Origin of the sequence: Streptomyces sp. NPDC007088, assembly GCF_042869355.1 — a bacterium.
GTDB lineage: Bacteria > Actinomycetota > Actinomycetes > Streptomycetales > Streptomycetaceae > Streptomyces.
In genome coordinates this window covers 39,038-51,586 of sequence record NZ_JBIAFO010000003.1, presented here as the reverse complement: position 1 = coordinate 51,586, position 12,549 = coordinate 39,038, and the positions used below count along the sequence as shown (strand labels likewise).

16 protein-coding genes and 1 pseudogene are annotated in these 12,549 nt (G+C 74.4%); 2 read left to right on the top strand and 15 right to left on the bottom strand.

Annotated features, from left to right (window positions below; translation table 11 throughout):
* Nucleotides 1-34 precede the first annotated feature (34 nt).
* The 6 genes and pseudogenes from ACFYMP_RS05940 to ACFYMP_RS05915 form a co-directional block, all read right to left on the bottom strand.
* Nucleotides 35-730 (bottom strand): TetR family transcriptional regulator, encoded by a 696-nt coding sequence (locus tag ACFYMP_RS05940; RefSeq protein WP_388851179.1) that lies wholly within the window; start codon nt 728-730, stop codon nt 35-37.
* Between the two features lie 132 nt (nt 731-862).
* Nucleotides 863-1,780, bottom strand: coding sequence for a winged helix-turn-helix domain-containing protein (locus ACFYMP_RS05935; protein WP_388851177.1), 918 nt, complete (start codon nt 1,778-1,780; stop codon nt 863-865).
* A gap of 170 nt (nt 1,781-1,950) precedes the next feature.
* The gene (locus ACFYMP_RS05930; RefSeq protein WP_388851174.1) at nt 1,951-3,231 is read right to left on the bottom strand and encodes a GNAT family N-acetyltransferase; all 1,281 of its coding nucleotides are present in this window, start codon (nt 3,229-3,231) and stop codon (nt 1,951-1,953) included.
* A gap of 100 nt (nt 3,232-3,331) precedes the next feature.
* Entirely contained in the window at nt 3,332-4,291 is a 960-nt protein-coding gene (locus ACFYMP_RS05925) for an asparaginase (RefSeq protein ID WP_388851171.1), read from the bottom strand.
* 44 nt (nt 4,292-4,335) lie between these two features.
* Nucleotides 4,336-4,866 (bottom strand): ABC transporter permease, encoded by a 531-nt coding sequence (locus ACFYMP_RS05920; protein ID WP_388852239.1) that lies wholly within the window; start codon nt 4,864-4,866, stop codon nt 4,336-4,338.
* Nucleotides 4,867-5,076: 210 nt separating this feature from the next.
* Nucleotides 5,077-5,424, bottom strand: a pseudogene (locus tag ACFYMP_RS05915) (hypothetical protein); the annotation flags it as partial.
* 361 nt (nt 5,425-5,785) lie between these two features.
* Between ACFYMP_RS05915 and dtd the strand changes: the two are divergent.
* The gene (gene dtd, locus ACFYMP_RS05910; RefSeq protein ID WP_388851168.1) at nt 5,786-6,211 is read left to right on the top strand and encodes a D-aminoacyl-tRNA deacylase; all 426 of its coding nucleotides are present in this window, start codon (nt 5,786-5,788) and stop codon (nt 6,209-6,211) included.
* A gap of 90 nt (nt 6,212-6,301) precedes the next feature.
* On the opposite strand, the gene ACFYMP_RS05905 is transcribed toward dtd, so the two are convergent.
* The 5 genes from ACFYMP_RS05905 to ACFYMP_RS05885 form a co-directional block, all read right to left on the bottom strand.
* On the bottom strand, nt 6,302-7,279 hold the full coding sequence (locus tag ACFYMP_RS05905; RefSeq protein ID WP_388851165.1) for a YgfZ/GcvT domain-containing protein: 978 nt from the start codon (nt 7,277-7,279) through the stop codon (nt 6,302-6,304).
* A gap of 34 nt (nt 7,280-7,313) precedes the next feature.
* Nucleotides 7,314-7,796: a Fur family transcriptional regulator gene (locus tag ACFYMP_RS05900; RefSeq protein ID WP_388851162.1), complete on the bottom strand. Its 483-nt coding sequence runs from the start codon at nt 7,794-7,796 to the stop codon at nt 7,314-7,316.
* 23 nt (nt 7,797-7,819) lie between these two features.
* Entirely contained in the window at nt 7,820-8,542 is a 723-nt protein-coding gene (locus tag ACFYMP_RS05895) for an ArsR/SmtB family transcription factor (protein WP_388851159.1), read from the bottom strand.
* Nucleotides 8,543-8,681: 139 nt separating this feature from the next.
* Complete coding sequence (locus ACFYMP_RS05890; RefSeq protein WP_388851156.1) at nt 8,682-9,254, bottom strand: FABP family protein; 573 nt, start codon at nt 9,252-9,254, stop codon at nt 8,682-8,684.
* Between the two features lie 378 nt (nt 9,255-9,632).
* Entirely contained in the window at nt 9,633-9,845 is a 213-nt protein-coding gene (locus tag ACFYMP_RS05885; RefSeq protein WP_388851153.1) for a hypothetical protein, read from the bottom strand.
* A 253-nt stretch (nt 9,846-10,098) separates the two neighbouring features.
* Here ACFYMP_RS05885 and ACFYMP_RS05880 point away from each other — a divergent pair, with 253 nt between their 5' ends.
* Nucleotides 10,099-10,461: a DsrE family protein gene (locus tag ACFYMP_RS05880; RefSeq protein ID WP_388851150.1), complete on the top strand. Its 363-nt coding sequence runs from the start codon at nt 10,099-10,101 to the stop codon at nt 10,459-10,461.
* A 41-nt stretch (nt 10,462-10,502) separates the two neighbouring features.
* Here ACFYMP_RS05880 and ACFYMP_RS05875 read toward each other — a convergent pair whose 3' ends face one another.
* The 4 genes from ACFYMP_RS05875 to ACFYMP_RS05860 form a co-directional block, all read right to left on the bottom strand.
* The gene (locus ACFYMP_RS05875) at nt 10,503-10,724 is read right to left on the bottom strand and encodes a DUF3099 domain-containing protein (protein WP_388851147.1); all 222 of its coding nucleotides are present in this window, start codon (nt 10,722-10,724) and stop codon (nt 10,503-10,505) included.
* Nucleotides 10,725-10,895: 171 nt separating this feature from the next.
* Nucleotides 10,896-11,183 carry a DUF1416 domain-containing protein gene (locus tag ACFYMP_RS05870; RefSeq protein WP_054232391.1) on the bottom strand — a complete coding sequence of 96 codons (288 nt, stop codon included), beginning with the start codon at nt 11,181-11,183 and terminating at the stop codon, nt 10,896-10,898.
* Nucleotides 11,184-11,237: 54 nt separating this feature from the next.
* A complete protein-coding gene (locus ACFYMP_RS05865) occupies nt 11,238-12,083 on the bottom strand; it encodes a sulfurtransferase (RefSeq protein ID WP_388851144.1) in 846 nt (281 codons plus the stop codon).
* 193 nt (nt 12,084-12,276) lie between these two features.
* Nucleotides 12,277-12,357 carry an Ms5788A family Cys-rich leader peptide gene (locus tag ACFYMP_RS05860; RefSeq protein WP_363144680.1) on the bottom strand — a complete coding sequence of 27 codons (81 nt, stop codon included), beginning with the start codon at nt 12,355-12,357 and terminating at the stop codon, nt 12,277-12,279.
* Nucleotides 12,358-12,549 lie beyond the last annotated feature (192 nt).

Here is a 12,549-nt window from a genome sequence, read left to right as displayed (position 1 = left end):
GCCAGCGGCAGTCTTTTTTAACCGAGTTTCCTTTTTACTCTCGTGGACCCGTACTCGCCCCGAGCCCCGCGAACCCGTCCGCCGCCTCCCGCACCGCCTCGAGGTACACCGCGTCGGCCGTCCGCCCGGCGGCCACGCGCCGCCAGTTGGCCTCGGCGAGGACCCGCTGCACCGCCACGATCTGGGCGGCCGCCAGGCGCGCGGGGAGGGAGGGCCCCTCGCCGTCCCCGGCGTCCGTCGCGCGCTCGCCGGGCGCACCGCCGGGCGCACCGCCGGGCGCGCCGTCGAGCGCCAGGGCGAGGGCCTGCTCCGAGCGCCGGGTGTACGCGTGCAGTCGGGCCACGAGGGACGGGGTGCCGTAGAGGAGGCGGTGGAAGGCGAGGACCTCGGCGGAGTCGTTGAGACCGGTCACCGGGTCGCGGCGGTCCAGGCCCGCCCGGAAGTGCGCGTGGAGGGCGTCGGCGGCGTCCCGGAGCGGGGCCGGTCCGCCCCCGTCCCGGGAGGCGCGGACGACGCGGGCGGCCTCGTCCTCGTGGTCGGCGAACCGGTGCAGGACCAAGTCCTCCTTGGCGGGGAAGTACCGGAACAGGGTCGGCTTGGAGATGTCGGCCGCCGCCGCGACCTCCGCGACGGACACGGCGTCGAATCCGCGCTCCAGGAACAGGGCGACCGCCGTGTCCGACACCGCCCGGTACGTCCGTTGCCGCTTGCGCTCCCGCAGCCCGCTCATCGCCGTGCCCTTCCGCCGAGCGCTCGTCCACCGCCGCCACCCGGGCGGGACGGACGGGACGGCCATCCTAGTTCCGGGCCGGGCGGTCCGGGGGTCCGCGAGGGGGGCGCCGCGCTCTCCCTCCGCCGCCCCTCACTCCTCCAGGCCCAGTGGCTCGCTGATCGTCGTCCACAGGCTCTCGAACCAGTCGTGGGCCTCGCCGACGAAGGCCGCGTCCCGGCCGCCGGGCGCCGTCTCGAAGCGGAAGAGCCGCGCCTGCGTGCCCCAGGTGTCGAACATGCCGGGCAGTCCGTCGGCGCCGTCCTCGCTGCGTGCCACGAGGTAGTAGGCGAACAGCGCCTCCGCCCCGTTGAGCAGGTACAGCTTGACCGGCGGGGTGAACGGCACCGTCCGGAACTCCACGGAGACCTCGACGCCGTGCGAGTGGCCGAGGCCCGTCAGGGCCCGGCGCAGCACCCGCGCCTGCGCGTCCCGCATCCGCAGCCAGCGGCGGCGTACCGCCTCCCGTTCCTCCTCCGCGACGGCCGCCGGGAAGGCGAGCCGCGTCGACCGGCTCGGCAGCAGGATGCGCGCGGTGACCGAGCCGGGGCGCAGGCTGCCGTGGTGGACCGCGATGACCGCCTCGCTGACGGCCGGTATCAGGGACTCGGCCGTCAGCGTCAGGACGTCGATGCGCACCGCGCGCTCCTCGAAGGCCCGCACCAGGCGCGGGCCGAGGGCGACGAGCGTGCCCTGGGGCTCCCGCGTGGCGGCGTCCTGGTGCGCGGGGTCCCGGCGCGGGCGCGTCACCCGGGGCGGTACGCCCCGGCGCGCGGGCCCGAGGAAACCCTCCGCGCGCAGCACCTGCAACGCCTGGCGCACCGCGCCGCGCTCGACGCCGAACTCGCGGGCCAGCGCGGCCTGCGTGGGCATCCGTTCACCGACCTTGAGGACACCTTCGTGGACGCGGTCGCGCAGCACCCCGGCGATCCGGGCCGAGGCGCGCCGCCCGTCCCCGCCGCCCGTCGCGTGCTGCTCGGCCGGACGCGCGCACTCGTTCTCCTCGGTCACCTCCGCACGGTACAACTTGGCACCAGATCGGCGCAGTTGTCACAGAAGGACGAGGAAATCCCCGCCGGGCGCGGTAAGGGGCCCGGCGAGAGCCGGCAGCCGCGCCCGCGGGCGATCGCCCCTCCGTGTACGCGGACGGGGGCCCTCTGGCCGGGACGTTCCCGGAGACCTCAGAACATGTCCGGGCACCACGGCCTGCGTACCGTGCGCAGCATGCGGTCGGCGCGGTCGACCGCCCCGGTCCGCCCCTCCGCCACTCGGCCCAGCAGCGCGAGCCGCCGCACGGACTCGTCCCCGAGCCACAGCGCACCCAGCTCCGCTACTTCCAGCACCAGATCCGGTTCCTCCCGGGAGGGCGCGCAGGAGCCGGGCCCGTCCGCCTCCTCGACGGTCAGCCGGTAGCGGCCGCCCGTGAAGCCCTGCGGGTCGACGACCTCCAGGACGAGGCTCCCGGCCGCCGCGTACGTGCGCGCCTCCAGGGCCCGTACGACGTCGAGGACCCGTACCCACAGCCAGTCGCACTGCGCGGTCACCGCCGCCGCGCGCGGATCGGGCAGCAGCTGCGGGAGCAGGTCGTCGGGGGCGCGGAACCCGGACACCACCGCGGCGACCTGATCGATCGCGCACAGGAACTCCCACAGCGCGCGGTACGCCCCGGTGGTGAGCGCCACGAGGTCCTGCACCCGGGCGGTGGCGGCGGGCTGGCGCGCGTCGGTCCAGCCGCCGTCCACCTGATAGACGAGCAGCCCCTCGGCGCGGCCGGAGGCCGAGCGGTACAGGACCGTGAAGGGTTCCTTCCAGTCCTCGGGCCGGTTCACCTCGCCGGTCCGCTCCCGCCACCACAGCGCGTCCCGGCCGACCGCGCCCGGCTGCCCGGCGCGGAACTCCTCGTACAGGCCGGGGCCCGCCTCCCGTACCGTCGCGAGGTCCACGAAGTCGACGCGGCCGCCGTCCGAGGGCCCCGACCAGCGTGGGTCGAGGCCCGAACGGGTCACGTCCACACGCCACTTGGCGGCCGAGGTCGCGGGGCCGAAACCGAAGCGCCCGTAGATCGGGTACTGCGTGGGGATCAGCGTGGCCACCATCTCGCCCCGCTCCTTCGCGGCCCGCAGGTCGAGGTCCATCATGCGGCCGAGTAGCCCCCGCCTGCGGTGGGTCGCCGCGACCGTCACCGCGGTGATCGCGTCGGCGGTCACCGTGGCCCCGCCCACCGCCGTGAGCGGCTGCGGGAAGGAACGGAAGGTGCCCACGCACCGCTCGCCGCCGCCGGGCCCGCCCGCGCCCTCACCCTCCTCGAACGCGCCGGTCACCCGGTCCAGGTCCCAGTACGAGGCGCGGTGCGCGACCAGCGCGGGATCGGCGGAGGGGCCCCGCACGAACCCGGCGAGCGAGGAACGCACGAACTCGTGCAGCTGGGCGGGATCGGTGAGGGCGCGCACGTCGATGTCCATACGGCCACCGTAAGCAGCGCGGCACGGGCGCGTCGCGCGGGTTCGCACACCTCGGGGGCCTGTCCCCGGCCTGTCCGGGGACAGGCCGGAAGCGGACCGGTCAGAACACCGCCCGCACCGAGCCGACCTCCTCCGCGCCGCCCAGCAGCGGTGCGGAGCCGATCCGTTCGAGCACCGCGGAGTCCACGCCGAGCAGGCGCAGGGCGCGCGCCAAGACCGGGCCGAGCGCCCGGCCGCCGCCGTCCTCGATCTTGAAGGCGAGCGCGCGGCCGTCCGGCAGGGCCAGCGCCTGCACCGCCTCCGCGCCCATCTTCGACAGCGCCCCTGGCACCGCCCGCATGAGCCAGGTGTCGGGGCGGCGGGTACCGGCGACGTACTCGGGGTGCGCGCGCATCGCGGCGGCCACCCGGCCCTCGGGGCTGCCGGCGGGGGCGAGCACGAAGTGCCGGAAGGCGCGGGCCAGTCCGGTCAGGCTCAGCGCCATGAGCGGGGCCCCGCAGCCGTCGACCCCGACCGCGGCGACCGGCTCCCCCGCCGCCTCCTCGACGCTCTCCCGTACGAGGAGCTGGAGCGGGTGCTCCGGGTCCAGGTAGCTGTCGGTGGGCCAGCCGGCCCGCAGGCACGCGGCGAGCATCGCGGTGTGCTTGCCCGAGCAGTTCATGGTGACGCGCTCGCGGACGGCGCCCGAGGCGAGGTACGCCTCGGCCTCGACCGGGTCCAGCGGCAGGTCGGGCGGGCACTGGAGCAGCCCCGGGTCGAGGCCGAACTCGGCGAGCATCCGGCGTACCAGATCACGGTGGAAACTCTCGCCCGAATGGCTCGCGGCGGTCAGCGCGAGCCGCTCCCCGGAGAGGTCGAGCCCGGCGCGCAGCACCGCCGCCGCCTGCATCGGCTTGTTCGAGGAGCGCGGGAAGACCGGGGCGGCGGGATCGCCGACGACGTGTTCCACACTTCCGTCCGCGGCGAGCAGGACGAGGCTGCCGTGGTGCCGGCTCTCGACGAAACCGGACCGGACGACCTCGGCGAGGACGGGTGGGGCGGCGGGGGCGGTGGTGCTCATGGCGTGACGGCCTTCCGGGACGACGACCTCGTACGCCCCGGGTCTCAGGACAGCAGGTCGTCCACTTGCGCTTCTCCCTCACGGTACCTGCGGGCGATCTCCGCGCTACAGCCGTCGGCGGTGCGCTGAAGACGCTGTCGGCGCCGCGACACCTCCTCCTCGTGCCCGGCCAGCCGCCCCATCGCCTGCCGCAGCTCCTCGTCCGTACGGGCCCCCAGGTCCGAGAGGCCCACCTCGTCCAGCATCCTCGCGGACAGCCTGCGGGACTCCTCGCCGAGCGGCGCGCCGAGCGTGAGGTGCCGCGCCGAGGAACGGTGCCGCGCCGGTCCGTCCCGCAGGATGTCCGCGAGCCGCTCCACCACGGCACCGGCGCCCGCGACGTGCGCGGAGGCGGCGAGGTGCGCGGCGGCTACGACGGGGGCGGAGGCGGCTCCGGGTACGGAGACCGCACCGGGTACGGCGGCGGCTCCGGTGGCGGAGACCGCACCGGGTTCGGCGGCGGCTCCGGTGGCGGAGACCGCACCGGGTTCGGCGGCGGCTCCGGGTTCAAAGACCGCTCCGCCGGCGGCTCCCAGAGCCGCGCCGGTGAGCGCCGCCCGCCCGTCGTGCCCCGCCGTCGCGTCGCCGTCCCCGGCCCGCCCGTCGTGCCCCGCCGGCCCCGGATCACCCCCGGTGGGGGCCACGGCCTCGTGCGCCGCCTCGTACGCGGCACCCCCGAGACCCAGCGCGGAGGCGGTCTCCCGCGCCTCGGGGAGGCCGGGGGGAGCGGCCTCGGCGGCGGCGTCACGTCCCTCCGCGCCCCCCGCCCGGCGGGCGAGTTCGGCGCGCAGGATGTCGATGCGGCCGTGCAGCATGCGGCGTACGTAGCTGAGGTCGGCCTCGTCGCGCTGGGAGACCCGGCGCAGTTCCCGCAGCTCGGGCAGGTCGAGCGGGGCGAGGTCCGGCACTTCCCAGCCGCACTCCGCGCCGCCCCCCGGCAGCACCGGCTCCCCCCGCGCCTCGCCCTGCGCGCCGGGCGCCTCGGCCCCCGCGGGCAGCGGGGCGGAGGCGCGCTGGGCCGGAGGACGCGCGGCGCACCACGCGCGGGCGACCCCCTGGGCGGCTCTCGTACTCGACTGTGCTGGCCTTGTCATGTGTCGTATCCGTCCCCTCGAACGGTGCGGTGCACCGCGTGGAAAGCATCGTGCCACTCCGAGTGCTCCCCATGTGTCCCACTGGCTCCTTTCGCTCCCTGATCGCCCGGTAGCGACCGCTTTAGGAGGGCACGTCCTCGCACGTCCGGGGCATGGACAGGCGGATAAACCCCTCCTCATACGGCCATAAGGGCTATTCCGCTGCACGCGGGGAGGCACACCGGCGCACGGCGGCGTACGGAGGGAGCGGAAGGCGCCCGCGGGGAGCACGGCACCCGGACGGACGCGGGGGCGCACGGCCGGCCCACCCCGCACACACGGCCCCCTCGACCCGCATGACCCGCACGGCACAATGGACGGCATGCGAGCGGTGGTGCAGCGGGTGGACGGCGCGAGTGTCGTCGTGGACGGCGAGACGGTCGGCGAGATCAAGGGCGAGGGGCTGTGCGTGCTGGTCGGGGTGACCCACGAGGACACCCCCGCGAAGGCGGCCCAGCTCGCCCGCAAACTGTGGTCGGTGCGGATGCTGAGCGAGGAGCGGTCCTGCTCCGACGTGGGCGCGCCGCTCCTGGTCATCAGCCAGTTCACGCTGTACGGCGACGCGCGCAAGGGCCGCCGCCCGACATGGAACGCGGCGGCCCCGGGCCCCGTCGCCGAACCGCTGGTCGCGGAGGTCGTTCGGGAGTTGCGCGCGCTGGGCGCGACGGTGGCCACGGGCCGTTTCGGCGCCTCCATGCGGGTGTCGCTGACCAACGACGGCCCGTTCACGGTCCTGCTGGAGATGTGAGCGCCACTCCCGGACGCCCGGCGGAGGCGGCGGGAAACGCCCCGGCCGAGGCGGCGGGAACGCCCCGTCCGAGGCGTGAGAGCGCCCCGGCTACGGCGCGACGACGACTTCCTGCGCGGCGGCCGTGGCGTCGGCGAGCAGCGGGGCGTCCACCGGCACGTTGCGCTTGACCAGGGCGAGCGCGATGGGGCCCAGTTCGTGGTGGCGGGCCGAGGTGGTCACGAAGCCGATCTTGCGGCCCTCCTCCCCCTCCTCGGCGAGGCGGACGGCGGCGCCGTGCGGCGGCAGCAGCACCTCGCTGCCGTCCAGGTGCAGGAAGACGAGGCGGCGCGGGGGCTTGCCGAGGTTGTGCACGCGGGCCACGGTCTCCTGGCCCCGGTAGCAGCCCTTGTCGAGGTGGACGGCGCTGCCGAGCCAGCCCAGTTCGTGCGGGATGGTGCGGTGGTCGGTCTCGAAGCCGAGCCGGGGCCGGCACGCCTCGACGCGCAGCGCCTCGTGGGCGAGCAGCCCGATCGCGGGCCCCGCGCTCCCGGCGAAGGACTCCAGGTCCGCGCGGGGCAGGAAGAGGTCCCTGCCGTGCGGGGTCTCGCGGACGACGGCGCCCGCGGGGGCCGGGGTGATCGAGCCGGCCGGGAGGTGCACGAGGGCGGTGTCCGCGGTGCGGTCGGCGACCTCGACGCGGTAGAAGAACTTCATGCTCTCCAGATAGGCGATGAGCGCCTCCTGGGTGCCGGGTTCGACGTGCGCCCACGTGGTCTCGCCGTCGTCGACGAGGTACAGGGCGTGCTCGATGTGGCCGTGCGCGGAGAGGATCAGCGCCTCGGTGGCCTGATGGGCGGGCAGCGCGCTGACGTGCTGGGTGAGCAGCAGGTGCAGCCACGCGAGCCGGTCGGAGCCGGTCACGGCGACCACCCCGCGGTGCGAGAGGTCGACGAATCCGGTGCCGTCGGCGAGGGCGCGCTGTTCGCGGAAGAGGTCTCCGTAGTGCGCGGCGACCCCGTCGTCCACGCCCTCGGCGGCGACGGCTCCGGGCAGCGAGAGGAACGGGCTCGGCCGGTGAGTCTTCATATCCACGAAGGGTACGACGGTGTGGCCCCGGCCCTTATTCCGCGTCGATCCCTGATTCCGCTTCGGTCCCCGATTCCGCCCCGGGCTCCTCGGCGGCGGCCCGCTTCCCGCAGTCCGCGCACTGGCCGAAGATCGCGAAGTGCTTCATGTCGGTGTCGAAGCCGAAGGTCTCGCGGAGCTTCGCGGTGAAGTCGGCGGCGACCCCCACGTCGGCCTCGATGACGTCCGTGCAGTTGCGGCACACCAGATGCAGATGGTGGTGGCGGTCGGCGAGATGGTAGGTCGGCGCCCCGTGCCCGAGGTGGGCGTGGCTGACGAGTTGCAGCTCCTCCAGGAGCTCCAGCGTCCGGTAGACGGTGGAGATGTTGACCCCGGAGGCGGTTCTGCGCACCTCACTGAGGATGTCGTCGGGGGTCGCGTGTTCCAGCGTGTCGACGGCCTCCAGCACGAGCTGGCGCTGCGGCGTCAGCCGGTACCCGCGCTGCCTGAGATCGCTCTTCCAGTCGGTGCTCACCACGGGCCCAGTGTAGGCAGGCGAGTTCAGTCCAGGACGAGTCCGAGCCGATCCCGCAGGGCCGCGTGCCCCTTCCCGGTCACCGACACGGCCCGCCCGCCCCCGATCCGCACCACCCAGCCCGCCTCGAAGGCCCGCGCGCACAGCGCGGCGCCCACCGCCCCGGCCAGGTGCGGGCGGCGTTCGGTCCAGTCCAGGCAGGAGCGGACGGCGGGCCTGCGGGAGGCGGTGGGCAGGGTGACGCCGTTCTCCGCGAGCCACTCCTTCCCGGCCCCGGTGAGCGCGGGACCGGCCGCCCAGTCCAGCAGCCCGCGCCCCGCCATCGCGTCGGTGACCGCGACGCCCAGGGCCCCGGCGAGGTGGTCGTAGCAGGTACGGCCCCGGGCGAGGGCCTTTTGCCGCCCGGCGACGGCGAGGCCGCGCGGCGGCCCGGCGGCCGGGGCGAGCGCCGCGAGCGACTCGACCAGCTCCGCGACCCGCTCGTCGGCGAGCCGCACGTACCGGTGCCGCCCCTGCCGCACCTCGCTCAGCAGCCCGCCGCGCACCAGCAGGTTCAGGTGCCCGGTCGCGGTGGACACGGCGACCCCCGCCGCGCGCGCCAGCTCGGTCACCGTCCAGGCCCGCCCGTCGAGCAGCGCGAGCGCGAAGGCGGCCCGCGTCCGGTCGGCGAACAGCCCGGCGACCGCCGCGAGGTCCGGCGCCGTCTCCGCGACCGCCACCACCGGCCCCGCGCCCGAAGTCGTCTTCATCCGTCCAGTGTCCCGCGCGGACACCTCGGCGGCCGCCGAAGCGCCGGCCGAGGTGCCCGGGAGGGGGGCATGCCGGAAGAGCCGGTGGACCGGCCCCTGGAAACCGGCCCTTGGAAGGCGAACGCCTTCCGGGAGGCGCCTACTTGAAGAAGGCGATCCCGTCGTCCGGCATGTCCGGGAGGTTGCGGGCCATGTCGGCGACCTCCTCGGGGGAGACGACCTTCTTGAGGTGGGCCGACATGTAGGGGCGCAGGGTGACCTCGGGGGTCTGCTTCTCGCCGACCCACATGAGGTCGCTGTTGACGTAGCCGTACAGCCGCTTGCCGCCGCTGTAGGGGCCGCTGGCCTCGGTGCGGGCCACGGCGTCGGTCACGACGTCGACCTGGGGCTTCTTGTCGGCCAGTTCGCCGTACCAGACCTCGACGACGCCCTCGTCACGGACCATGACGATCTCGACCTTGCGGTCCTTGTCCACCCGCCAGTAACCGGACTCCGACTCCAGCGGCCGCACCTTGTTGCCGTCCTTGTCGAGCACCCAGGTGTGCGAGTGGTACTCCAGGAAGGGCCGGCCGTCGTGGGTGAAGCTGGCCTCCTGGCCGAAGTTGCACTTCTCGGCGCCGGGGAAGTCGAAGACGCCCGCGCCCGCCCAGTCGCCCAGCAGGAAGGCGAGGGGGACGAGGTCGGGGTGGAGGTCGGACGGGATCTCGATCATGGTCTGCTCAGGCGATCTGTCGGAGACGACGGTCAAGGCGGCGGGGCCGCCGGGTGCGGTGCGCGACAGCGCGGCGGTACGGGGTCAGCGCTGGCCCTGGTACAGCTTCTTCAGGGAGAGCCCGGCGAACGCGACGACACCGACGCAGACGAGGACCAGCAGGGTGGTGAAGACGGCCTCAAGCACAGGTGCTCCTCGGATGAGCGGTTGGACGGCGGGACGGTAAAGAGCCGGGGCCCAGCTTAATGGGCCGGGCCCCGCCGCTCAGCCCGAGGTGGGCCGGCCGGGGCGGGGCGCCTCGCGGCGCGGCCCCGGCGGCCCGCCCGGCGCGCCACGGCCGGTGGGCCGCCCCCGGACCGCCGCCCCGTCCCGCCCCGCTCACCGCAACAGCTGCGTCTGGAGGATCAGCGTCTGGTGGAAGGGGACCGCCGAGAGGCCGCCCGCGCGGTCCTGGATCACCAGGGCCACCGTGTCGCCGCACTGGGCGTAGGCGTGCCGCACCCGCTTCTTCCCGTACGGCTCGGACTCGGCGTACACGTGGAAGTCGCCCGTGAGGTCCCAGCCGTCCGGCAGGGACCAGCCCTCGTCCATGTCGCTGGAGCACGCGCCCCTTCGGCCTCCGTCGCCTCCCCGGACACGCCTTCACCCCCGGTCGGCTCCCCGGACGCGCCCCCGGCCTCCGCCACCTCCACGGGCGACCCCGCGTCTCCCGCCGCCCGGACAGAACCCTGAGCTTCCACAGAACCCCCCACAGGGGTGTGTGAAGCGTGGATTCCGCGTCCACGCGCACAGGAGACCTGCGGCCCGGGGATCTCGTTGTACGGAACATGATTACGATTCGGCCATGGCAGAGAAGCTGGTGATCAAGGTGACGGCCGGGGCCGACGCCCCCGAGCGGTGCTCCCAGGCGTTCACGGTCGCGGCGGTGGCCGCGGCGAGCGGGGTGGAGGTCTCGCTGTGGCTCACGGGCGAGTCCGCGTGGTTCGCGCTGCCGGGGCGGGCGGCCGGGTTCGCGCTGCCGCACGCGGCGCCGCTGCCCGAGCTGATCGAGACGGTCCAGGGCGGCGGGCTGATCACCCTGTGCACGCAGTGCGCGGCCCGGCGGGACATCACGCAGGCCGACGTCCTGGAGGGCGTACGGATCGCGGGCGCCCAGGTGTTCGTCAGCGAGATCATGAAGGACGGCGTGCGGGCGCTCGTCTACTGAGGCCGGTCGGGGCGGTCGTCTACTGAGGCCGGTCGGGGCGGTCAGCGGCGCGGCCCCGGGCCCCTCGGGTCGTCCCACCACCGGTCCTCGGGCCCGCGCCGGTTCGCGACGATCGCGGCGACCGGCGGGATGACCATGGCCACGACGCACATGCCGACCGCCGCCGGGACCGACCAGACGCGGACGACCGTCCAGGCGAGGACGAACAGGGCCAGGCACACCCCCATCATCAGGAAGTAGCCGCGGCGCCGGCGTGCGTACATGCCTCCAGCGTAGGCCCGTCGCGGCGCGGGCCCCAGCGCTCGCGGCCGCGGCCGCCCGCGAAGGGGGGACCACGACGGCCGGAGGGCCGCCCCCGGGGAGCCGGCCGGTGTCCGGCTTCCTCCGGGTGCGGCCCTCCGGCACGCGGGACCCGTACTCCGGGCGTCAGGCCGTCACACGGCGATGGCGACCTCGGCCAGGCCCCCGGTCTGCGCGACGACCGTGCGGTCCGCCGTCCCGCCGGGGACGAGCGCGCGCACGGTCCACGTGCCCTCGGCCGCGTAGAAACGGAACTGCCCGGTCGCCGAGGTCGGGACCTCGGCGGTGAACTCGCCGGTCGAGTCCAGCAGCCGGACGTAACCGGTGACGGGCTCGCCGTCGCGGGTCACCTGGCCCTGGATGGTGGTCTCACCGGGCTTGATGGTCGAGGCGTCCGGGCCGCCGGCCTTCGCTCCGCACATAGAACTTCTCCTGTAGCAGGTCGGGGGTGGTGAGGGGTGCGCCTGGGCGGCGCCTTACTTGGCCGCGCCCAGCTCGATCGGGACGCCGACGAGGCTGCCGTACTCGGTCCAGGAACCGTCGTAGTTCTTGACGTTCTGGACGCCGAGCAGCTCGTGCAGCACGAACCATGTGAGCGCCGAGCGCTCGCCGATGCGGCAGTACGCGATGGTGTCCTTCGCGAGGTCGACCTGCTCGTCGGTGTAGAGCTGCTTCAGCTCCTCGTCCGACCTGAAGGTGCCGTCGTCGTTGGCGTTCTTCGACCACGGGATGTTGCGGGCGCTCGGCACGTGGCCGGGGCGCTGCGACTGCTCCTGCGGAAGGTGGGCCGGGGCGAGCAGCTTGCCGCTGAACTCGTCGGGCGAGCGGACGTCGACGAGGTTCTCGGTGTTGATGGCCTTGACCACGTCGTCGCGGAACGCGCGGATCGAGGTGTCCTGCGGCTTCGCCTTGTACGAGGTGGCGGGACGGTTCGGCACCTCGGAGCCGTCGACCAGATCGCGGGAGTCCAGCTCCCACTTCTTGCGGCCGCCGTCGAGCAGCTTCACGGAGTCGTGGCCGTAGAGCTTGAAGTACCAGTAGGCGTAGGACGCGAACCAGTTGTTGTTCCCGCCGTAGAGAACGACGGTGTCGTCGTTCGCGATCCCGCGCGCGGAGAGCAGCTTCTCGAAGCCCTCCTGGTCGACGAAGTCGCGGCGGACCGGGTCCTGGAGGTCGTCCTGCCAGTCGATCTTGACCGCGTTCCTGATGTGGTTCTTGTCGTACGCGGACGTGTCCTCGTCGACCTCGACCACGACGACCTTCGGGTCGTCAAGGTGGGCCTCGACCCAGTCGGCGTCTACCAGGACGTCACTGCGGCTCATACTTCTCTCCTCCGGGGCAGGTGCGGCGGGCTGTTCGGGAAGGGGGCGGACGGGCGCCGGGGCCGGTGCGCGACGCTCCCCGGGCGGGGGAGCCGGCGCGCGGGGCGGCGGTGGCGTACGGCGCGGGGAAGCGCGGGCCCGAGCGGGGCCGGCTCCCGGGCGGGTGGCCCGGTGGACGGGGCCCGCGGGGGCGTCAGAAGTGGCGACAGAGCATGGCGGCGACGCGGCACAGGTCCACTGCCCGCCGCTTCGTGAGGTCCGCCTGGTGCGTCATGGTTTCGATCGTAGGGATCGATTCCCGGACATGTCACCGGCGTATCGCATGGTGAGACCCGATTGTCCAATTACTGATACGCGATACGGGCTCCGGGGACGGGCGGGCAGGAGCGGGCCCGGCGCGGCGGCGTCCGCCCGCTCCTCGCTTCTGCGGTACGGACGTCCTTGTCTCGTACTACGGACGGGGCGG

Excerpts from the sequence above, each read along its gene's own strand:
- ACFYMP_RS05870 (WP_054232391.1), bottom strand. The coding sequence starts at position 11,183 with ATGTGCGGAGCGAAGGCCGGCGGCCCGGACGCCTCGACCATCAAGCCC.
- ACFYMP_RS05930 (WP_388851174.1), bottom strand. The coding sequence starts at position 3,231 with ATGGACATCGACGTGCGCGCCCTCACCGATCCCGCCCAGCTGCACGAG.
- dtd (WP_388851168.1), top strand. The coding sequence starts at position 5,786 with ATGCGAGCGGTGGTGCAGCGGGTGGACGGCGCGAGTGTCGTCGTGGAC.
- ACFYMP_RS05865 (WP_388851144.1), bottom strand. The coding sequence starts at position 12,083 with ATGAGCCGCAGTGACGTCCTGGTAGACGCCGACTGGGTCGAGGCCCAC.
- ACFYMP_RS05925 (WP_388851171.1), bottom strand. The coding sequence starts at position 4,291 with ATGAGCACCACCGCCCCCGCCGCCCCACCCGTCCTCGCCGAGGTCGTC.
- ACFYMP_RS05885 (WP_388851153.1), bottom strand. The coding sequence starts at position 9,845 with ATGGACGAGGGCTGGTCCCTGCCGGACGGCTGGGACCTCACGGGCGAC.
- ACFYMP_RS05895 (WP_388851159.1), bottom strand. The coding sequence starts at position 8,542 with ATGAAGACGACTTCGGGCGCGGGGCCGGTGGTGGCGGTCGCGGAGACG.
- ACFYMP_RS05890 (WP_388851156.1), bottom strand. The coding sequence starts at position 9,254 with ATGATCGAGATCCCGTCCGACCTCCACCCCGACCTCGTCCCCCTCGCC.
- ACFYMP_RS05940 (WP_388851179.1), bottom strand. The coding sequence starts at position 730 with ATGAGCGGGCTGCGGGAGCGCAAGCGGCAACGGACGTACCGGGCGGTG.
- ACFYMP_RS05860 (WP_363144680.1), bottom strand. The coding sequence starts at position 12,357 with ATGACGCACCAGGCGGACCTCACGAAGCGGCGGGCAGTGGACCTGTGC.
- ACFYMP_RS05875 (WP_388851147.1), bottom strand. The coding sequence starts at position 10,724 with ATGTACGCACGCCGGCGCCGCGGCTACTTCCTGATGATGGGGGTGTGC.
- ACFYMP_RS05905 (WP_388851165.1), bottom strand. The coding sequence starts at position 7,279 with ATGAAGACTCACCGGCCGAGCCCGTTCCTCTCGCTGCCCGGAGCCGTC.
- ACFYMP_RS05880 (WP_388851150.1), top strand. The coding sequence starts at position 10,099 with ATGGCAGAGAAGCTGGTGATCAAGGTGACGGCCGGGGCCGACGCCCCC.